This window comes from Salinivibrio sp. KP-1, assembly GCF_000968645.1.
Taxonomy (GTDB): domain Bacteria; phylum Pseudomonadota; class Gammaproteobacteria; order Enterobacterales; family Vibrionaceae; genus Salinivibrio; species Salinivibrio siamensis.
Genome location: NZ_LAQR01000048.1, coordinates 346,397 through 366,255 on the forward strand (window position 1 = coordinate 346,397; position 19,859 = coordinate 366,255).

The window sequence follows — 19,859 nt, forward strand, 5'->3', positions numbered from 1 at the left end:
ATAAGACGGCGGTGGCGCAAGTAAAATTTCTCTGTATTGGGTTAACGGTCGCTGTGTTAAGGGCAGGTGGCGCGGCTGATATAGTTAAAGCCCATCACCAATTTGGACACATGACTTTGTCCGGTTTCCAGTAATTCGAGCAGCATTTTGGCACCACTTTCTCCTGCTGCATCAAAGGCATAGTTAAACGTCGATAAGCTTGGCGATACCACTTGGGCAAGCTCGTCATCGCCCACTCCCATCAGCTTCACGGCGTGTCCTGGCGTAATCCCTTGTGCTTGCAAAGCTTGGATAGCGCCAATCGCGATACGGTCGGTGGCACAAAATACGCCGTCAAGATCAGGATATTGCTCTAGCATAGCGGTCATGGCGACATAGCCCGATTGAATCGAGAATTGGCCTTGGTAATGGAACAAGGGTACCGTTTGGGTCAACGTGGTCAATGCGCTCTCAAAGCCTTGATAACGCTGCTGATCAACGGCAATGTCTTCCGCTTGTACCCCTAGAAAACCCATCTGTCGGCAGCCAGCATTAATAAGCTGCTCGCCAGCACAAAAGCCCACCCGATAATCATCATGGATCACGCTGGGAATGTTATAGGGTGAGCCGTCTTGACCAATTACCACCACCGGTGCACTCGAGCGCTTAATGGCGTGCACCAAGTCGGGGTTGAGCGTGGAGGCAAACAGCAGTATCCCTTCTACGCGTTTTTGGTTGAACAAATCGAGGTAATAGCAAATACGCTGATCGTCTTGGCGCGTGTTGGCCAATAGCACGTGTTTGCCTTTTTTATCAAAGACATGGCTAAGCCCATCAACGCTGGCTGACATCGCATTCGACGATACTCGCGGTACAATCACCCCGATGAGGTTGGTTTTGTTGGATTTCAAATCCTTAGCGATTTGATTGACCACATAGCCGCATTGCTCAATGGCGCGGTTAACTTTTTCAATGGTGGCGGGCTTTACGCCATATTCCTGGTTAATCACGCGTGAAACGGTTGATTTAGAAACACCCGCTAAACGGGCGACATCATTCAAGCTAGCCATGGGTTCTCCTTTTCTGGGAGTACCATGATCGTTCCATTTACGGATCCTTTGCAAACATAGCGCCTTAAATGCCCCCTATTTAGTGATATTAATCACGTTTAAGGTGAGAGGTACGCGTCGGTTTACTGATCGATCTCACAGCGATTAGCCCTCATACTTGATGCTTTACAGGATTCAGCACATCATTTTCGGGATCGTTCCCGAAAATGTGGAGCGTGTGACGCCACACGAAAATAAAAGTGACGGTGGCAAAGACGGTGAGAGCGTGCAGGGGAAGTAGCCATGAACTACCAAAAAATAGCACAACAACTACTCGATAAACTGGGTGGAAAAGAAAACATCGCGGCGGCGGCACACTGTGCCACGCGGCTAAGACTCGCACTCCATGATGATAACTTGGCGGATTTAAGCGCGATTGAATCGATTGAAGGTGTGAAAGGCCAATTTCAAGTCAGCGGTCAGTTACAGATCATTTTTGGCTCGGGCATTGTTAATAATGTTTATGCCGAATTCAGCAAACTAACGGGCCAGTCAGACATGTCGTCGAAAGACGTGGCAGCGGCTGGCGCTGAAAAACAAAATTGGCTACAACGCGCGGTGAAAGGGCTGTCAGATATTTTTGTTCCCATTATTCCAGCCATCGTCGCCGGTGGTTTGCTGATGGGGATTTTTAATATCCTGACGGCGCCGGGCTTGATTATTGATGGCAAATCTTTGATTGAGGCCTACCCACAAATGGGCGACTTGGCCAATATGATCAATACCTTCGCTAATGCGCCATTTGTGTTCTTGCCGGTACTGTTGGCGTTTTCTGCCAGTAAAAAGTTTGGTGCTAACCCCTTTTTGGGCGCGGCACTCGGGATGTTAATGGTGCATCCTGACCTGCTCAATGGCTGGGGCTTTGGCGGTGCGGCGGTGTCCGGCGATATTCCAGTATGGGAAATCTTTGGCTTTGAGATTGAAAAAGTCGGGTATCAAGGCTCGGTACTGCCTGTGCTGGTTGCCACTTATATTCTCGCCCAAGTCGAGCAAGGGCTACGTCGTATTATTCCCTCGGTGCTGGATAACTTGCTGACGCCTCTACTGGCGATTTTTATCACCGGGCTGATCACCTTTACTCTGGTGGGTCCATTTACCCGTGATCTCGGCTTCTTGCTCGGCGATGGTCTCAACTGGGTGTATGAATCAGCAGGGATGATTGGTGGTGCATTGTTTGGGTTTGTGTATGCGCCGTTTGTGATCACCGGGATGCACCACAGCTTTATCGCAATTGAAACGCAGCTATTGGCAGACATTGCGGTCACCGGAGGTACCTTCATCTTCCCGATTGCCGCGATGTCAAATGTGGCGCAAGGCGCAGCCTGTTTGGCGTTCGGGCTAAAAACGGCGGATGTGAAAGCGAAAGGAATTGCGATGCCGGCGGGTATCACGGCACTGCTTGGCATTACTGAGCCGGCGATGTTTGGTATTAACCTTAAATATCGTTATCCGTTTATCGGTGCATTGGTAGGCGCAGCCTGTGCAGGCGCGTTCATCACCTTCTTTAAAGTGAAAGCGCAAGCGCTGGGTGCCGCGGGGCTGCCAGGGATCATTTCGATTCGCCCTGATGGAGTGGTGCCGTATATCATCGGAATGGCCATTGCTTTTGTCGTGGCGTTTGCGGTGACCTATGTACTGGGTACCCGTAAAAAATATGCGCAAACGGCGGCGGCCTAATCGAGCATTGAACGAGGAGCAAGCGTGATGAGTAAGGTATGGGTCACTGGCGATGCGGTAGTGGATTTGATCCCTGACGGTGAACGCCACTACCTAAAATGTCCGGGCGGTGCGCCCGCCAATGTGGCCGTGGCGATTAGCCGGCTGGGGGAGAAAACAGGCTTTATTGGTCGAGTGGGCGACGATCCGTTGGGACGTTTTATGCAAACCACGTTGGCCGATGAAGGCGTAGACATTGCGTTTATGCATCGCGATAACGCGCAACGCACCTCAACCGTGTTGGTCGAGTTAGATGAGGCGGGTGAGCGCAGCTTTACGTTTATGGTCAAACCCAGTGCCGATCAGTTTGTGGAGCCCGATGACTTCCCTGTGTTTGAAAAGGGGCAGTGGTTACATGCTTGCTCCATTGCGTTAGCTAACGAACCCTCGCGATCGGCCACGCTCGGCGCCATGCAAGCGTGTCGTGACCAGGGTGGGTTTGTCAGCTTTGACCCTAACTTGCGTGATGATTTGTGGCAAAGCGAGGCGCAGATGCTAGAGACAGTGAGGCAAGCCTTGCCGCTGGCGGATGTGGTCAAAGTGTCTGATGATGAGCTTGCTTTACTGACTGCGCCGTTAGTGACAGGCTCCGAGCCCGGCGAGAGCCGGTCTATCAAATCCGCGCTTGAAGTGCTCGTCTCGCACGTACCGAGTGTGTCCTTGTGGGTGGTCACGCTAGGCAGTGACGGTGCACAAGTTGCGTTCAACCGAGCGCTTTGGCAGGTGGCGACAACACCCGCCAAGGTCGTGGATACTACTGGCGCTGGTGATGCGTTTATGGGCGGCTTGTTGGCTGCCCTAGCCAAGTTGCCCGACTGGCAGTCGCCAGAGGCGGTGACTGAGGCTGTGCGTCAAGGCAACCGCTGTGGCGCGCTGGCCACCACCGCCAAAGGTGCTATGACCGCATTACCCTCGGCGTTGCAGTTGGCTGGACAATGATATCCCATTTACCAGCCATCTTCATGAAGACGACGAGGCACGTTCGGGGGCCGTCAGTGGAATCGTCACAATGAAGCGACTGCCCTGTTGCGGTTTACTGTTTACCTGAATACGGCCACCGAGCACACTCGTAATGAGGTTGAAGGTAATATGTAAGCCAAGGCCAGATCCGCCCTGACCGAGGTGGGTGGTATAAAAGGGATCAAAAATGTGTTTTTGCACGTCTGGCGTCATGCCCAGGCCGTTATCTTGGACGGTAATATGTACCTGATCGTGTGAATCCTGACTCGCATGGATTTGAATATGGCCTTGATCTTGCTCGGTAAATGCATGCACTAACGCATTGTTAATTAAGTTGATCAGCGTTTGGGTGAGGGCTCCAGGGTAGCTATTGAGCTTAATCGCCTCAGGAATATCTACGTCAAGGTGGTGAGGCGTTCGCTGCAGTGTCGGACGCAAAGACAGAAGCACTTCGTTGATAAGATGATGGAGGTCAAACTCGCGCAGGTGGTCGTTGGTTTGATCCACGGCCAGTTGTTTAAATGCACGGATTAATTCGGAGGCACGTGACATGTTACGTTCAACAATCCGTGTCCCATCTTCAACATGGGTGAGAAATTGGTCTAAATCGTCACGTGTGATCGGCTTTTCGAGTTGTTGGACAAAATCTTGCTTCATCGACAAGATGGAGGTTGAAGACATCAGTGCGTTGCCGATGGGGGTATTCAGCTCGTGTGCGATGCCTGCGACCAGGGAGCCGAGTGAGGACAGTTTTTCATTCTGAACCAATTCGTCCTGGAGTGTTTCTAAACGCAATAGCAGTGCCTTTAGTTTATCACCATAATCGTTGACGGCATGGCGTAATTCCCCGACTTCATTCAGGTTCCCCACGTCGAGTGCTTGGGTGGTTTCACCATCGATCAACTCTCGGATCTGATGGGTGGTTTGTCGAATTTTATCCAGTAAATTGCGGGCGGTGATCGTCGCGATGACACCGACAATGAGCAGCAAGCCACCAATCGCTATCATTAAAAACAACCCCATGTTGTCAGCGGCGGCGGTCATTTTGCTTTTAGGGACGGCGAGGCCAATCACCCAGTCGGCTTCAGGGTAGCGAATCAAATGAACATACGCGGCTTCGTTGAGGATGCCGTCATTTTCTACCGTGATTAGCTTGCTGGTGCTGAGTGTTTGGGTTGCCTTGAACGCCGATTGCAACCAAGGCAATTGCACTTGCAGTTCGTCTCTCGTCCATAGTGTGTTCCTGTAGGGTTGAAAGGTGACGGCTGATTGCGGAAAGCTGATCGCTTTGCTGTCTGCGTCGAAGGCGAAGACATAGCCACCGTTTTCTTTGCCATACTGGGACAAAATATCTGAGATGCCGGCGAGCCTCATATCGACGGTGGCGACACCCACAAAGCGCTTATCATCTTTCATTGGCACGGTGCAGGTGATCATCGGCTCTTTGGTAAAAGGGTCAATATAGGCGTTGGACCAAATGCAATGATCGGCGGGGGTTGTTTTGCCCGCTACGTACCAACTTTCATTGTGATACCCCTTCCCGTCTGGGTGGTTGTAATCGTCGTAGTACTCCATGGTCGCGCCTGCTCGGCCCCAGAAAAAACTGCGCCGCGTCACCCCTTGTGTAAATGTGCCGGGCTCGGGCCAGATACCACCGCCGGCAATCGCTGGATCGCCATGATTATTGAGGATCTCGGGAAAGGTGGTGCGGAACAGAGCTTCATCTTTGGGGAGTGTGGTTCCCGCTAACGCCATGGTGCTGGTTAACAGTTCAATTTGGCCGAGTTTGGCGTCGAGTAAATCGAGCAGGGCGTGTTGATTGATGCTGATCCGCTCTTGTCGCTGCTCAATAAGCTCGGGTTTTACCTTCCATTCCACCACCGCAAAAATCGTCAGTAATGCCATAATCAGAACAAACGCAAAACCGAGGTTGATCTGATGACGAATCATGGGTGCGACTTTGGCCATTTTGAATACATCCTCTTTCTTAGCTGAAACAGGTGTGGAGCGGTTGCGTCCTGCGGTCAGCCTTGCCAAATTTCGATGAAGCTAGTCAATCATCCCCATTAGTGTAGTTGGCACTGAGTGTTTCTTCTGCATCAAGAAGGGGAGTGGAACGGAAAAGCGAACGTCACTCATAAAAAAACCCCCTTAGCTATCCATCGCTAAGGGGGAGGCAGGGTTTTCGGTATGACGAAATAAAGCGCGGATACTTTATTTAATATTGACGACCATCTTGCCGAAGTTTCGGCCTTCGAGTACATCAATCAGTGCTTGAGGCGCTTGCTCAAAGCCATCTACCGCGTGCTCACGGTAATGGATTTGGCCTTCGCCGACCCATTTGGCCATGTCGTGAGCGAACTCAGGGTAACGGTGCGCGTAGTCATCAAAAATGATGAAACCTTTTACGGTTAGGCGCTTAACCAAGATGGTCCCCATCAACTGTGAAAGGCGGTCTGGGCCTTCTGGCAGGGCGGTGTTGTTGTATTGAGATACCAAGCCACACACGGGAACACGTGCCCCTGTGTTAAGCAGTGGCATCACCGCATCAAATACCTTGCCGCCGACGTTTTCAAAGTACACATCAATGCCTTGCGGGCAGGCTTCGGCAAGCTGCTCGGCAAAGTTATCGGCTTTGTGATCGATACACGCGTCAACACTGAGGTGTTCACGAGCGTATTGGCATTTGTCTTCACCACCGGCAATCGCTACCACGCGGCAGCCTTTCAGCTTACCGATTTGTGCGACGGTCGCGCCAACGGGGCCGGTTGCGGCTGCCACTACCAGGGTATCGCCCTCTTTGGGCTGGCCGATATCTAATAAGCCCATGTAGGCGGTGAAGCCGGGCATCCCCAAGATCCCAAGCGCGTATGAAACCGGTGCGAGATCGGGGTTAAGTTTAAGCAGGGTATCGCCATCGACGACAGAATGGGTTTCCCAGCCTTTATAAGCCAGTACCCAATCGCCGGCCTGGTAATCGGCATGGTTAGATTCCAGTACTTTACCCACGGTGGCACCGACCATCAGACCATCAATTGCTACCGGTTCAGCATACGACTTAGCATCGCTCATCCGGCCGCGCATGTATGGGTCAATCGATAGATGATGGTTTTCAATCAGGACGTCATTGTTGCCTAGTGCGGGAATGGCGACTTCTTCTAAGCGAAAGTTCTCGGCAGTGGGTGCGCCAACTGGGCGTGATGCGAGAACAAAACGTTGATTTGTTAATGCTGACATTAGTTCCTCCCTTGATGTTGGGAAAAGAGGCGGCTGCTTCAGCGCGCCTCACAATAGCAATGAAATAAACCGGCGATTAAAGCGCGGCTTGCAGCACGCGGCGACACACGTCCGGGGTGACATCGCCATGTTCGCCGAGCTGGGTCATACCGTGTTGGGTTAGACTTTCAATCAACGGCTCAATCGCGGTTTCATCCAGATCGTAATCTCGCATGCGTGTTTTCACGTTCATGCGCTCGAAGAAATCGCGCGTTTTCTCAATCGCTAATTTGGCTTTCTCGGCGTCGCTACCTTGTTCAATATGCCAAACACGTTCAGCAAATTGTGCGAGCTTGGCCTGTTTTTGCTCAAACTTCTCATTGAGCATCGCAGGCAGCACAACAGCAAGGGTTTGGGCGTGGTCTAAGCCATGTTGGGCTGTGAGCTCGTGACCAAGCATATGAGTTGACCAGTCTTGCGGGACACCCACGCCAATCAAGCCGTTAAGCGCCAGGGTGGCTGTCCACATCAGACTCGCACGCACATTGTAATCTTCTGGTGTTTCCAGCGCTTGTGGGCCCAACTCAACCAAGGTTTGTAGCAGGCCTTCAGCAAAGCGGTCTTGCACCGGCGCATTGGCAGGATAGGTGAGGTATTGTTCCACCACGTGAACAAACGCATCGACCGCACCGTTCCCCACTTGGCGAATCGGCAGGGTGTAGGTCTTCACCGGATCCAACACTGAGAACTGCGGGAACACCAGCTCGCTCATAAACGGCAATTTCGCTTGCATCGACTCACGGGTCACCACTGAGCCTTTGTTCATCTCAGAGCCGGTAGCAGGCAAAGTGAGCACGGAGCCAAATGGCAGCGCTGCTTCCACTTTTCCGCCCATGCTGGTGAGGATGTCCCATGCGTCACCGTCATATTTCGCGGCTGCGGCAACGAATTTAGTGCCATCGATCACTGAGCCACCGCCCACGGCGAGAAGGTAGTCATAACCTTCAGCGCCGACTTTCTCGACTGCCTTCATCAAGGTCTCATAGCGCGGGTTGGGTTCAATGCCACCAAATAGGCCAAATTGACGTTGCCCTAGCGCTTGTTCGACTTCATCCAAGGTGCCGGTTTTGCGTGCACTTTGGCCGCCGAAAAGAATCAACACTTTTGCATCGGCCGGGATGAGCCGATCCAGCTCGGCAATCTTACCTTCGCCAAAAACGATACGTGTGGGATTGTAGAACTCAAAGTTGTTCATTGCTCATCCTTCCTTTTATTGTGCTTGATGGTATCAAGCGTTTATTTAAATTAGACCGGTCGTCTAGTGAGTGCCGGTTAAAAACCCGCCAAAGCGGGTTTTGAGTAGATGGTGGCTGTGCGCTAACAACGAGTGCCGTCGCGAATGCCACGCATCGGAGATTAATTTGTTGTTTAAGCGATGCTTGGTACAGCAAAGCGTCGTTAATCGATCAGCCCGAGCTTTTCTTCGGTGATGGTCATCGCTTGTGCAAGATGACTGTCGTTACGATGCAGTTTGGTTAATAAGCTGGCGCCCAGCCACAACTGATACAAGGTCGTGGCAGTGGTAAGCGCGGTTTTTTCATCAAACACATCGCTATCTTGGGCGAGGGTACTCGCCAAGCAGCTAATCAGCTGATCGGTGCCATCGCGCAGTGCCAGCCGCATTGGCTCGGATAAATCAGCTACTTCTGCACTCAGCTTGACGACCAAACACGTTTGCACCGGATCCAAACTACAATATTGTGCTTGCCAGCGACTGAAGTAGCTGTGTACACGTGCAATGGGAGAGAGCGTGCTATCTGACAGTAAGCGGTTTACGTCGGCAATGTAGCAAGCAAAGTAGTGGTCTAACACGGCTTGGCCGAATTGTTCTTTCGACGCAAAGTAGTGGTAAAAAGACCCCTTGGGCACGCCGGCTTGTTTTAGTATCGCGCTAAGGCCGACGCCGCTGAAGCCAAATTGCGCCATCACACTCACGCCCGTTTCCAACAAGTGTTGGTGGGTCGCGTTGTGAGTGCTGGTTTCTTGGGTGCTGCTCGATTTCATGTGGGGTAGCATAATCAAAATTAGACCGGTCGTCTAGTGGTGCGAGAATTTTTTATGTTGGCGTGGTTCGGTGGCATAAATCAGGCCGGTATGCTGTGCGAAATCCCAGTTTGTGTCAGATTTATTAAACTGTTCACAATTTGAACGGCACACCATGGCACAGTGGCAAAAGTGTGCTTTACTGAAAATGTCAGCTGAGCTGACACACAATTTGGTAGATGATTAGCGCGCAGTGACGCGCCACATAATGCGTTAAGTCCCCGTTAATGTCAGGCGCCCATGACGACACCTTGTTAGCCGCCAGCCAGGCAATTAACACAAGACCATGCGGTGAGGACGCTCAACGTAGTGAGCACACGGGGCAATGTAAGAAACATGTTCATTGACCAACAACCAACAAGGAATGCATCTTGAAGCCGCTCAGTAGAGCGGCTTTCTCTTTTGTGGGCCTCGCGCCTGACCTACCTGACATATTGAATACGTATTTAGCACCTTGAGCTGGCTGTTTTCTCGCCTTATCGCTGCTTGACAGTGATCGAATTTGCTTTCCGGAACGAAATAATATAAGACTATGAATTGGCGCCGCATTTGGCGCTTGACATCAATATCGTTCATTAATCTGATTGAGAGGTGTTCGATGAACAACAAAAGCAGACGTTTGTGGTATTACTACAAAACAAAGTCGAATAAGACCCGCCCAGTTAAAGCGGCTGGGTCAGCGTAATCAAGCGTTAGTTAGGCAACCGATGGGTTGCCTTTTGTCGTTCTAAGCGATTGAAAAAATCACTAAGCTATTGTGCATTGTCGAATTTTTCATCTAATCTTATCAGTAAAGCTTTAACAAGCGCATTGACCCAAAGAGGGGCGCGGGAGGGACGATGAATGTACTATCTTTCCAGTATGTCAATGAATTGATTAATGAAACGATCACGCTCATTGATGGAACGGATACGGAATACGCAATGACGCTGGCGCGTGTCGACACCCATCCTGGCCACGGTGATGAGGTGGGCGGGCACGCGGTAGAAAACTTCAGCCTGGTATTGAAAGGGCCGGAAGACACCCGCTTTCCGCAAGGCAATTACCTGCTTACCCATCCAGCGCTTGGCGAGCAGATCCTACATATGCTCCCCGTCGGGGACGCCACTTATACCATTAACATCAACACGCAAGCCTAATCTTTCTGTGGTCGCTCACTGTTGTCCATTGGGGCCTCGTAATAGTTAGCGACCAACACTGATTAAATAACCGCCAGTCAATGAGTTACTTTCGCCTTTTCATAGATTAGTCACGGAAATTGAGTAGAATAAGGCCGCTAAGCTAGCAGTAGGGAGGTCATATGTTTGCCTGGCTGAGTGGCTTATTTGAAAAGGAACAGCTGCAATCGTTTGTCTGGGTGAGAGACATTATGGCGAGCAACCCCAAAGGGAGCTACGCCAAGTATAAAAAGTATTACGATCGCCACGTTGATCGCATTCTTAAGGGTTATCACAAAGACTTTCTCCGCTTTGAGAAATTCGCCGCCCGTAATTACAAATACAGCGACCAATCGATTTTTATGGCGATAAAGGTTGCTAACTATGCCTATCAGCTTGGACAGCTGAAAGTGGCCGCTTGCATAACGGCGGCAGTGATTTCGGCGTGTAATCGTGCAAAAAAAGGCGAGTCACAGGTTCACCCTAAACTGTATCGCGCCACCGTGGTGCTGCATAAAAAAGTGCTCGAAACGGGTAAGGCGAATAAGACAGAGAAACCGAAGACACCAGCGTGACGACACGGTGTTGGGTAAATTTTGCCCACTTAACAAAAATGTCATATTCCTATTCAGCCCCCGCCATGGCTGAATAGGTGATGCTTGTCACGTTTTTCCCTTCTTTGACTGTAACAATTTGTTCTGGTCATTCATTCGCCACACTGATAGAGTCCCCTCCCTCACACACCTTGTGAGCGAACTAATGCTTAAATCTACACAAAATAATGACCGTCTCGTAGCCGTGTTTACCATCGGCTTTGTTGCTGTCTTCCTTGCCTTTGCCTTGTTTGACCTGAAACACTTCTCTTCTGTTATCCAGTCTCTATTTTCTGAGTCTGCCAACCTTTTTGGTTACTGGTGGCAGTGGTTGATGGTGATCAATTTTGTACTGGCGCTTGCTATCGGCGGCAGTAAATTTGGTAAATTAAAACTTGGCGCCACGGATACTGTCTCAATGAGTCGTTTCCGTTGGGTTGCGATGATCATGTGCACCCTGCTTGCGGGCGGTGGTGTTTTCTGGTCAGCCGCGGAACCTATTTATCACTTCATGACGCCGCCGCCGGCGTTGGGTGACATGGAAGCGGGTGTGATGGAAACCGTCGCCCCTGCCCTGAGCCAAAGCTTTTTCCACTGGGGCTTTTTAGCCTGGGCAGTATTAGGCACCTTGGCAACCATCGTACTGATGTATGCCCACCATCAAGCGGGTGTACGCCTGCGCCCTCGTGCGTTGCTGTATCCGCTACTCGGTGACAAGCTGGAAAACCACTGGTTAGGCTCTGTGATTGATGCCTGCTCTATCATTGCCGTGGCGGCCGGTACCATCGGTCCGATTGGCTTTTTGGCCACCCAGCTTGGCTACAGCCTAGAAAGCTTTGTGGGTATCGAAAACACCATGCCAATGCAGATGCTGATTCTGGCTGCCGTCGTGGCGATTTACTCGATCTCTGCATTTACGGGGATGGATAAAGGCCTACAATGGCTGAGCCGCATGAATGTGATTGGTGCAGCCGTATTGTTGGGCGTGGTGATTGTGCTGGGTCCAACTGGCTTTATTTTCGAACAGTTTGGCTCAGGCTTTAGCTACTACCTCAACAATATGCATACGCTAGCACTGAATACCGATAACGGTAGCTGGAATGCATGGTGGACCTGGTTCTTCTGGGGTTGGTTTATTGGCTTTGCGCCGATGATGGCGATCTTTATCGCTCGTATCTCGAAAGGCCGCTCGATTCGTGAGCTGATCGTCGCCGTGGCTATCTGTGCACCGATTGCCACTAACTTCTGGTTCTCCGTGTTAGGCGGTACGGGTATCTTTTATGAGTTGCAATCGCCTGGCAGCATTTCCGGCCCAATGGCGGATGCGGGTTTGCCTGCTATCTTGATTGCGTCCTTGTCACAGCTGCCTTACAGCGTGGTTCTGATCCCAGCCTTTATGCTGCTGACCACCACCTTCGTGGCGACCACGGGTGACTCGATGGCTTATTCGATTGCGATGGCCGTGTCAGGTGACAATCAGCCAACGCGCCGTCATCGTCTGTTCTGGGCGATTGTGATGGGTGTGGTTGCCGGTGTACTTCTGCTTGCCGGTGATGGTGGCTTGAATGCGCTTCAGTCGTTTATCGTGATCACCGCCGTGCCTGTGTCTTTCTTGATTGCCTTTACCTTTATCACCGGTCCGATTGCGGTGATGCGGATGCAGCAAGAGAAAGAAGCCAACTTAGCATTGCAGCCGGCGACTGCCAGTTAGTAAGACCAGAGTTTGTTAATGAGAAAAGCGCCGAGTTGTCGGCGCTTTTTTTTGCTTACTGGATAGGAATCATCGCGCTATTTGGGTTGCCATTGTCCACTGGTGACGAGTTTATCCATCACCTTATCGACGGCGACTTGCGCTTTAGCGACGATTTCATCCACCTCATTGGGGGTGACCACCAAGGGTGGGGCAAAACCAAGAATATCGCCATGTGGCATCGCACGCGCAATCAGACCTTGCTCCATACAGGCTGCGGACACTTGTGGGCCCACTTTAAGGCTAGGGTCAAAGTGGCTACGGTTGGCACGATCAGGCGAAAACTCGAGAGCATGGAGCAAACCCACCCCGCGGCTATCGCCAATCAGTGGGTGATTGGCAAACGCGGCTTTCATCTTCATTTGCAAATATTCCCCCGTGGTCGCGGCGTTCTGAGTCAGATTCTCGCGCTCAATGATATCGAGATTACACAGTGCGGCTGCTGCGCCCAGTGGGTGGCCAGAGTAGGTGTAACCATGGCCAATCGCCCCCCACGCATCGGTGCCGTCTTCCAGTACATCCCATACCTTGTGACCGATCATCACCCCAGACAGTGGCTGATAGGCGGAGGTTAATCCTTTGGCAACTGTAATCAGATCAGGCTTCATGTCGTAGTAAATAGAGCCAAAATCACTCCCGATACGGCCAAAGCCACATACCACTTCGTCGGCGATCAACAAGACATCATACTTATCCAGTACTTTGCGAATTGCCGCCCAGTAACCTTCGGGGGGCGGTACGATGCCACCGGTGCCGAGTACAGGCTCGGCAATCATCGCCGCGACCGTGTCGGGTCCTTCCGCGAGGATCATTTTCTCCAGTTCATCGGCACAGTGTTGCGCGAATTCAGGCTCTGTCATGCTGCTGTCTTCACGGCGATAATAGTAGGGGGCCATGGTATGTTTGATGCGCTCGATGGGCAGATCAAAGTGCGCATGGAACAGTGGTAACCCCGTGAGTGACCCTGATGCCACGCTGGAGCCGTGATAACCCCGATCCCGAGAGATGATTTTCTTTTTCTCAGGCTTGCCACGCGCATTGTTGTAGTACCAAACAATTTTAAGCTGTGACTCATTGGCGTCGCTGCCCGACATGCCGTAATAGACTTTGCTCATGCCCGGCGCCATCTTGATCAGCCGCTCCGATAAGGTCACGAGCGCTTCGTTGGTGTGACCCACATAGGTGTGATAGTACGCGAGCTTTTTCGCTTGCTCATAAATGGCGTCGGCCATTTCTTCACGGCCATAACCGATATTGACGCAGTAGAGCCCAGCGAAGCCGTCAATCAGCTCAATCCCTTCGGAATCGGTGATGCGAATACCTTTGCCTGTCTCAATCACTCGGCCTGGCATCTCGCCGTGCGCATACTGCTTCAAGTGGGTTGAAGCATGGAATACGGTGTTTCTGTCTTTTTCCAACAAGGCTTTTGTTTCTGGACGCATGATCAGTCTCCTTATCCGTCAGCAAACCTGAATTAGCTGCCGCTCACCGTGGGCAAGCCACCTAAACAGTAGTATTTGATTTCACTAAATTCGTCGATGCCATAGCGGCTTCCTTCACGGCCCAAGCCCGACTGTTTGACGCCACCAAATGGAATAGGGTGACCGGTCATTTTCACTGAGTTGACACTGACCATGCCGACCTCAAGGCCGCGCAGACAGCGCCAAATATCTCGAATATCATTGCCATAGACATACGCCGAGAGTCCGTACTCGGTATCGTTACCCATGGCAATTGCCTCATCCAGATTGTCGTAGGCAATCACGCCCGCCACAGGACAAAAATTCTCTTCTTGATACACCAGCATATCGGGCGTCACCTTGGTGATAAGCGTAGGGGCAAAGAAGTTTTCGCCTAGGTTGGGGTTGAGTTTTCCGCCCATCACGGTCGCGCCTTTGGCAATGGCGTCATCGACAATGGCTTGGGCTTTATCCACGGCACGAGATGAAATCAATGGGCCGATATCTGTGCTGGGCAGCAAACCATTACCCACTTCAAGTTCATCCATTAATGCGGCGAAGGCATCGACAAAGGCTTGATGTTTGTCGCGCGGGACTAAAATTTTGTTGGCGGCCAAACAATCTTGTCCCGATGTTTGAAACTTGGCATCGATGGCCGCGCGCGCCGCTTGTTGAATATCCATATCAGGCAAGACAATAAAGGGCGCATTGCCGCCAAGCTCCATGGCACACTTTTTCACGGTTTGGGCGCTTTGCTCGAGCAATAAGCGGCCCACACGCGTTGAGCCGGTAAAGCTTAGCGCTTTGACTTTGTCACTTTGACAAAGCTGGGTCGAGACCATGGGCGCGTCACCCATAATCACGTTAAACACCCCTGCAGGGATCCCAGCACGTTCCGCGAGCTCGGCCAACGCTAGTGCAGAAAAGGGCGTTTCTTCTGCGGGCTTGACGATCACGCTACAGCCAATCGCGAGCGCTGCTGCTGCCTTGCGAGTGATCATCGCGTTAGGGAAATTCCATGGAGTGATCAAGGCGGCCACCCCAATGGGCTCACGTAGTGTCGCCAGATGGGCGTTGGGAATGTGGCTAGGCATGGTGTCGCCATACACGCGTTTCGCTTCTTCGGCAAACCATTGAATGAAAGAGGCCCCGTACGCCACTTCCCCCTCGGCGTCGCGCAACGTTTTGCCTTGCTCGAGCACCATTAGATGCGCGAGATCGTGTTGGTTTTCCATGATTAAGTCGTGCCATTTCATCAATAGCTTGGCGCGCGTTTCGGCGGACTCGGCACGCCACAGATGGAAAGCGGTCTCGGCGTCATCAATGGTTTGATTGATTTGCGCAGCATTGAGTGATGCGGTGTAGCCGAGCACTTCGCCCGTTGCCGGATTGAGCACGGGTGTATCTGAATCGCCATTGACCCATTTACCATTGGCATAGGCAAGTTGGCGAAATAGACGCTGATCGTCCAGGTACGCGAGAACGTCTGAACTGGCTTTGCCGGCTACATCATGACGCAATGCATTGGCTGCGCTGCCAGTGTAGTTAAGATCGCGTGATTGGAATACGGTCATACTCCCTCCTGATTCAAAATCGCCACGCTGCCTATCAGCGTTTGCCTACTGTTACTGTATGCAATGAGCAAAAAAGAGGTTTTTTGTTAAGAAGGGTGATTAACGAAATTTTTTCTGAAACCGCGCAATGACAGAAGAAAATTTTCTGGTCATGAGAGAAACGGGCATTGACCGTGATAATGTAACGGATGTTCAGATATTGCCAAGAGGTTAACGACTCATGCGGGAGTGTCATTGAGCACTCGCAAACAAGGACAAGCAATGATTAGCCATTGGCAGCAACATCTGGTGTTTCAAGTGGTAAGGTGAGGGCTGGTCGCTTCACCTGTTTGGTGACGATATAGGTGTAGTACTGTTTGATGCCAAGGTCATCGGTCAACCAGCTGTCAATCAGACGCTGATAATAGTCGATATCAGTGACACCAAGACGAACGATATAGTCTATCCCACCGCCCGTCGCCCAACACTCTTTGACATCGTCGCAGTGCTGCATGGCACGTTCGAAACGTTGAAAGCTGTCAACATCATGCTGGCCAAGGGTGATCTCGACCAGCACAGTGTTAAGTTTTACCACCGCATCTGGATTGATACGTGCGCCATAGCCCTCGATGATACCTGCTTGCTCGAGCCGTTTTACCCGCTCCCAGCAGGGGCTTACAGACAGGTTGATCGCCTGTGCGAGGTTAGATTTGGTAATACGGCCATCTTGCTGCAAGATCTGCAAGATTTTGATATCAAATTTATCCAGCTTCATGGCCCCTCCGCTAAACAGGTTCGGCAATCACCGCAAAGGTATCGCCGATATAAATCCGTCCGAGGTGACGTTTGGCCAGTAAAATACCGTCGCGCTCGGCGTAGTAGGGGATGGGTTCGGTCCCTGTACGCTCAATATTATGCACTTTGCCAATTAAATCACCCTGTTTGATGGTATCGCCTAAGTGCACAGAGAACTCAATAATCCCTGCGTGTTCACTTTGCACATAGCAGTGTTTGTCGGGTAGCTCGAGCTTGACGGGCGCGGCCGGTGGATGGCGATAATCGTCTTGTAGAATGCCCGAAAACACTAAAAAGTTGTGAATACCGCGCTGAGTAATGGCGATAGAGTCAGGTGTACTGGTGCCACCGCCACCGAGCTCTGTGGTGACAAAAATCTTACCTTGTTGCTCTACCGCCGTATCGTACATGCTGGTGGCATCCATTTCAGTGGTTTGCACTTGATAGGGGGCACCAAACAGGCGAGCCCCTTCGGCACAGGCGTCGGCTTGCTGAAGATTCTCTAAGCGGTGGGACGCCGCATAGGGAATAAGATCTAAGGTTTTACCGCCTGAGTGAATGTCTAAAGCGGTATCGCACTGTGGGATTAAATATCGGGTGAAGTAATCGGCAATTTGTTCGGTGACACTGCCGGTTGGTGAACCAGGAAAAGCGCGGTTCATGTTGCCTTGATCCCAAGGGGAAGTGCGTGTGCCTGCGGTCACGGCGGGCGCGTTCATCATCGGTAAAATGATCACACGGCCTTTGATATCGTTTGGCATCAGTTGATGGCAGGTATTGAGTAACGCCGTGATGCCCTCGTATTCATCCCCATGGTTGCCGCCCGTCAGCAAGGCCGTTTTCCCCTCGCCGTTTTTAACTACAGTGATCGGAATGGTGACACAGCCCCATGCGGATTGGTCGTGTGAGTGAGGCAGTTTAAGAAAGCCGTGCTGTACACCATCGGCATGAAAATCGACGGTGGCTTCAATTGCGGTGGGTTCCATAACCTCTCCTTGTGATCTGTCGTGACGCTCCATCCGGCGGAAACGGGTAACGTTTGATTTTTAAATCATCACGTTATGAGTGTAGCTAAAAATAATAATGAGGCTGAACAGAAAAGGGCACAAGTATGGTGCCCGTATCTGGCGCGGTGTACCAAGCTAGTGTTTGACAAACAACTGGCGCGGTAGGTCACACAAGGTTTGCGCACCATCGCGGGTGATCACAATGCTTTCTGTGGTTTCCATGCCCCAGTCTTTCATCCAAAGCCCTGGCATGAAATGAAACGTCATCCCCTCGCGCAATAGGGTTTGATCACTGGGTCGCAAGCTCATGGTGCGCTCGCCCCAATCGGGTGGGTAGCTTAACCCTATCGGATAGCCACAGCGCGCGCCTTCCCGATCAAACCCATAGCGCAACAAGGCATCATTGAGGGCGTTGGCAATGTCTCCGCATGTGTTGCCGGGCTTGGCGACCGCGAGACCGGCTTCTAGTCCGGCCTGTAGCGCCTCGTCAGCACGGAGGAACTCATAACCCGGCTCTCCTAAGAAAATGGTACGAGAGAGTGGGCAGTGATAGCGACGATGCACCCCAGCGATTTCGAAGAAGGTCCCTTCTCCCCGTTTAAATGGGCGATCGTCCCACGTTAAGTGAGGCGCAGCAGCATCACCGCCTGAGGGCAACATCGGCACGATAGCGGCATAATCCCCAAAGTGGCCATCGTGGCCAACCACCGCGTGTTTGTTAATCTCTGCAACCAGTAAATGCTTGGGTAAGCCGGGCTCGATCATCTCAAAGGCGACACGGTGCATATTTTCCACGATACGCGCAGCTGTATGCATGTAGGTGAGCTCTTGATCAGACTTGACCGCGCGGCACCAATTAACCAGTCCGGTAGTATCGACGAGGGTCGCCATTGGCAGATGTTCTTTGAGCGATTCAAACGCCGTGGCGCTGAAATAGTAGTTGTCTTTCTCGACGCCGATGCGGCCACGATCCCAATAACGTTCTGCCAGCACATAGTTTGCCAAGTATTCCATGGGGTGCAGGGGCGGATTCATCACGTAATGGTCAGGATAGTAGGTGATGCACTCGGCACTCATGTAGACAGTACGCAGCGCGCCATTCGCGTCTTGGACACGTCCGAACCACAAAGGGTCACCCGTTGCGCCAATCACTACGCACTGAGGCACATAGAAAGACCAGCCATCGTAACCGGTTAGCCACGCCATGTTAGATGGATCGTGCACTAACAAGGTGTCGATCTCTTGTTCTTCCATGGCATAGCGAACCTTGGCTAAACGGGCGCTGTATTCTTCGTAAGAGAACTTCAATACAACGTCGCTCATACGCGTGACTCCTGTTCAATACCACGACTGTGGTGCTTATAAACGTACTACTGACCGGTAATCAAACTTGGATCAAGTATGATTACCGGTACAGAAAGGTGCCGTTTTTCGGTCTTGTTATCGAACAAACGGAGGAAGCGCGAGTGTTGCGCGGTCCTGTCTAGGCGACTCTACTGTCTGGTGCGGCTGTTGCTCAGTGAGCCCATTCGGCCTGCTCACCGGATAAGATTTTGTTTCGCCTCTAGTTAAGAGTTAAACCATGGAGTGAAAACCCGTCAAGTTTTATTAGCAACAAATTTGTCACTAAACTGCCAATCTGTGCAGACAGGCAAGTGTTGGCATGAAGCGGGAAAGCGTGGGAAGGGGATACGAAATACGCGAAAAGAGCCTAGTGCTGGTTTATGGGGCAAGCGCTAGGCTCTTATCAAGTAAGATTATATTGGTAGATTACTGCTTTTTCAGGTGATACATCTCAGCAAGGTCGCCTTCGATGGTTTCGCCATTCATGTCTTGCATGATCACCTGGTTTTCCGCCACAAAGAAGTGGTTAGGGCTGTCAGTCAGCCCTTCAAGGATGACGACACTGCCTGTTTCATCCCACTTGAAGGTGCCCGATTCTTTAAGAGCTTCTCCCTCTTTGCCCAGATAGGTTTTGGTGAGTGAATACGTGTTGTCTGGGTTCAGTGTTAGTGTGGTATCAATACCTTCACAGTCGGCGCAGGGCACCACACCTTGATACGTACCGTTCCAGTCTAGTGATGTTTTTGCATTATGATGATCAACCATTTCAGAAACGGTGTTTTCTGCGCTATCGATGGCGTTTTCTGCACTATCCATCGCTTGCTCTGTGCCTTCTTTCACTGCATTTTGGGCGTCGTCTAAGCTAGATTCGACTTGCGATTGCGCCTCTTGTGGTTCGTTGGTTTGCTGTTCACAGCCGACCAGTGCGACAACCAGTGCCAGTGGTGCAAGTAAATAGGTTTTTTTCATGTTTACCTCGTTTAATCAATGTTTAAAGGCTAAATCGTTGCTGGGGACCAGCGATGAATGACTTCATGATAGGCGTTTGCTGCGCTTAGGTGTCATTATTGCGCTAGCATTAGGTCAGCGTTAGACAATAAACGTAAAAAAACCGTCA

Annotated in this window: 16 protein-coding genes; 5 read left to right on the forward strand and 11 right to left on the reverse strand. The window is 51.4% G+C overall.

Annotated features, from left to right (window positions below):
* Positions 1-56: 56 nt before the first annotated feature.
* A complete protein-coding gene (locus tag WN56_RS14915) occupies positions 57-1,049 on the reverse strand; it encodes a LacI family DNA-binding transcriptional regulator (RefSeq protein WP_046075744.1) in 993 nt (330 codons plus the stop codon).
* A gap of 282 nt (positions 1,050-1,331) precedes the next feature.
* On the opposite strand from WN56_RS14915, the gene WN56_RS14920 reads away from it, so the two are divergent.
* Positions 1,332-2,765 carry a sucrose-specific PTS transporter subunit IIBC gene (locus WN56_RS14920; RefSeq protein ID WP_046075745.1) on the forward strand — a complete coding sequence of 478 codons (1,434 nt, stop codon included), beginning with the start codon at positions 1,332-1,334 and terminating at the stop codon, positions 2,763-2,765.
* Positions 2,766-2,792: 27 nt separating this feature from the next.
* A complete protein-coding gene (locus WN56_RS14925) occupies positions 2,793-3,743 on the forward strand; it encodes an aminoimidazole riboside kinase (protein ID WP_046075746.1) in 951 nt (316 codons plus the stop codon).
* Between the two features lie 21 nt (positions 3,744-3,764).
* On the opposite strand, the gene WN56_RS14930 is transcribed toward WN56_RS14925, so the two are convergent.
* The 4 genes from WN56_RS14930 to WN56_RS14945 form a co-directional block, all read right to left on the reverse strand.
* A complete protein-coding gene (locus WN56_RS14930; protein WP_046075747.1) occupies positions 3,765-5,732 on the reverse strand; it encodes a sensor histidine kinase in 1,968 nt (655 codons plus the stop codon).
* A gap of 246 nt (positions 5,733-5,978) precedes the next feature.
* A complete protein-coding gene (locus tag WN56_RS14935) occupies positions 5,979-7,001 on the reverse strand; it encodes an NADP-dependent oxidoreductase (RefSeq protein ID WP_046075748.1) in 1,023 nt (340 codons plus the stop codon).
* A 76-nt stretch (positions 7,002-7,077) separates the two neighbouring features.
* Entirely contained in the window at positions 7,078-8,235 is a 1,158-nt protein-coding gene (locus WN56_RS14940; protein ID WP_046075749.1) for an iron-containing alcohol dehydrogenase, read from the reverse strand.
* A 203-nt stretch (positions 8,236-8,438) separates the two neighbouring features.
* Positions 8,439-9,044, reverse strand: coding sequence for a TetR/AcrR family transcriptional regulator (locus tag WN56_RS14945; RefSeq protein WP_101494513.1), 606 nt, complete (start codon positions 9,042-9,044; stop codon positions 8,439-8,441).
* Positions 9,045-9,922: 878 nt separating this feature from the next.
* Here WN56_RS14945 and WN56_RS14950 point away from each other — a divergent pair.
* From WN56_RS14950 to WN56_RS14960, 3 genes are all read left to right on the forward strand, one after another.
* Complete coding sequence (locus WN56_RS14950; RefSeq protein WP_046075751.1) at positions 9,923-10,222, forward strand: hypothetical protein; 300 nt, start codon at positions 9,923-9,925, stop codon at positions 10,220-10,222.
* Positions 10,223-10,383: 161 nt separating this feature from the next.
* The gene (locus WN56_RS14955; RefSeq protein WP_046075752.1) at positions 10,384-10,815 is read left to right on the forward strand and encodes a hypothetical protein; all 432 of its coding nucleotides are present in this window, start codon (positions 10,384-10,386) and stop codon (positions 10,813-10,815) included.
* Between the two features lie 184 nt (positions 10,816-10,999).
* A complete protein-coding gene (locus tag WN56_RS14960; RefSeq protein WP_046075753.1) occupies positions 11,000-12,544 on the forward strand; it encodes a BCCT family transporter in 1,545 nt (514 codons plus the stop codon).
* 77 nt (positions 12,545-12,621) lie between these two features.
* On the opposite strand, the gene WN56_RS14965 is transcribed toward WN56_RS14960, so the two are convergent.
* The 6 genes from WN56_RS14965 to WN56_RS14990 all read right to left on the reverse strand — a co-directional run bounded on the left by WN56_RS14965 (position 12,622) and on the right by WN56_RS14990 (position 19,711).
* The gene (locus tag WN56_RS14965; protein ID WP_046075754.1) at positions 12,622-14,025 is read right to left on the reverse strand and encodes an aspartate aminotransferase family protein; all 1,404 of its coding nucleotides are present in this window, start codon (positions 14,023-14,025) and stop codon (positions 12,622-12,624) included.
* Positions 14,026-14,057: 32 nt separating this feature from the next.
* Positions 14,058-15,617, reverse strand: coding sequence for an NAD-dependent succinate-semialdehyde dehydrogenase (locus tag WN56_RS14970; protein ID WP_046075755.1), 1,560 nt, complete (start codon positions 15,615-15,617; stop codon positions 14,058-14,060).
* Positions 15,618-15,882: 265 nt separating this feature from the next.
* Positions 15,883-16,371, reverse strand: coding sequence for an Lrp/AsnC family transcriptional regulator (locus WN56_RS14975; protein ID WP_046075756.1), 489 nt, complete (start codon positions 16,369-16,371; stop codon positions 15,883-15,885).
* A 10-nt stretch (positions 16,372-16,381) separates the two neighbouring features.
* Positions 16,382-17,377 (reverse strand): N(2)-acetyl-L-2,4-diaminobutanoate deacetylase DoeB, encoded by a 996-nt coding sequence (gene doeB / locus WN56_RS14980; RefSeq protein WP_046075757.1) that lies wholly within the window; start codon positions 17,375-17,377, stop codon positions 16,382-16,384.
* 156 nt (positions 17,378-17,533) lie between these two features.
* A complete protein-coding gene (gene doeA / locus WN56_RS14985) occupies positions 17,534-18,721 on the reverse strand; it encodes an ectoine hydrolase DoeA (protein WP_046075758.1) in 1,188 nt (395 codons plus the stop codon).
* Positions 18,722-19,168: 447 nt separating this feature from the next.
* Positions 19,169-19,711, reverse strand: coding sequence for a copper resistance protein NlpE (locus WN56_RS14990; protein ID WP_046075759.1), 543 nt, complete (start codon positions 19,709-19,711; stop codon positions 19,169-19,171).
* Positions 19,712-19,859 lie beyond the last annotated feature (148 nt).

Excerpts from the sequence above, each read along its gene's own strand:
- WN56_RS14920 (WP_046075745.1), top strand. The coding sequence starts at position 1,332 with ATGAACTACCAAAAAATAGCACAACAACTACTCGATAAACTGGGTGGA.
- WN56_RS14940 (WP_046075749.1), bottom strand. The coding sequence starts at position 8,235 with ATGAACAACTTTGAGTTCTACAATCCCACACGTATCGTTTTTGGCGAA.
- WN56_RS14945 (WP_101494513.1), bottom strand. The coding sequence starts at position 9,044 with ATGAAATCGAGCAGCACCCAAGAAACCAGCACTCACAACGCGACCCAC.
- doeB (WP_046075757.1), bottom strand. The coding sequence starts at position 17,377 with ATGGAACCCACCGCAATTGAAGCCACCGTCGATTTTCATGCCGATGGT.
- WN56_RS14915 (WP_046075744.1), bottom strand. The coding sequence starts at position 1,049 with ATGGCTAGCTTGAATGATGTCGCCCGTTTAGCGGGTGTTTCTAAATCA.
- WN56_RS14975 (WP_046075756.1), bottom strand. The coding sequence starts at position 16,371 with ATGAAGCTGGATAAATTTGATATCAAAATCTTGCAGATCTTGCAGCAA.
- WN56_RS14960 (WP_046075753.1), top strand. The coding sequence starts at position 11,000 with ATGCTTAAATCTACACAAAATAATGACCGTCTCGTAGCCGTGTTTACC.
- WN56_RS14935 (WP_046075748.1), bottom strand. The coding sequence starts at position 7,001 with ATGTCAGCATTAACAAATCAACGTTTTGTTCTCGCATCACGCCCAGTT.
- doeA (WP_046075758.1), bottom strand. The coding sequence starts at position 18,721 with ATGAGCGACGTTGTATTGAAGTTCTCTTACGAAGAATACAGCGCCCGT.
- WN56_RS14965 (WP_046075754.1), bottom strand. The coding sequence starts at position 14,025 with ATGCGTCCAGAAACAAAAGCCTTGTTGGAAAAAGACAGAAACACCGTA.
- WN56_RS14990 (WP_046075759.1), bottom strand. The coding sequence starts at position 19,711 with ATGAAAAAAACCTATTTACTTGCACCACTGGCACTGGTTGTCGCACTG.
- WN56_RS14930 (WP_046075747.1), bottom strand. The coding sequence starts at position 5,732 with ATGGCCAAAGTCGCACCCATGATTCGTCATCAGATCAACCTCGGTTTT.
- WN56_RS14925 (WP_046075746.1), top strand. The coding sequence starts at position 2,793 with ATGAGTAAGGTATGGGTCACTGGCGATGCGGTAGTGGATTTGATCCCT.
- WN56_RS14955 (WP_046075752.1), top strand. The coding sequence starts at position 10,384 with ATGTTTGCCTGGCTGAGTGGCTTATTTGAAAAGGAACAGCTGCAATCG.
- WN56_RS14970 (WP_046075755.1), bottom strand. The coding sequence starts at position 15,617 with ATGACCGTATTCCAATCACGCGATCTTAACTACACTGGCAGCGCAGCC.
- WN56_RS14950 (WP_046075751.1), top strand. The coding sequence starts at position 9,923 with ATGAATGTACTATCTTTCCAGTATGTCAATGAATTGATTAATGAAACG.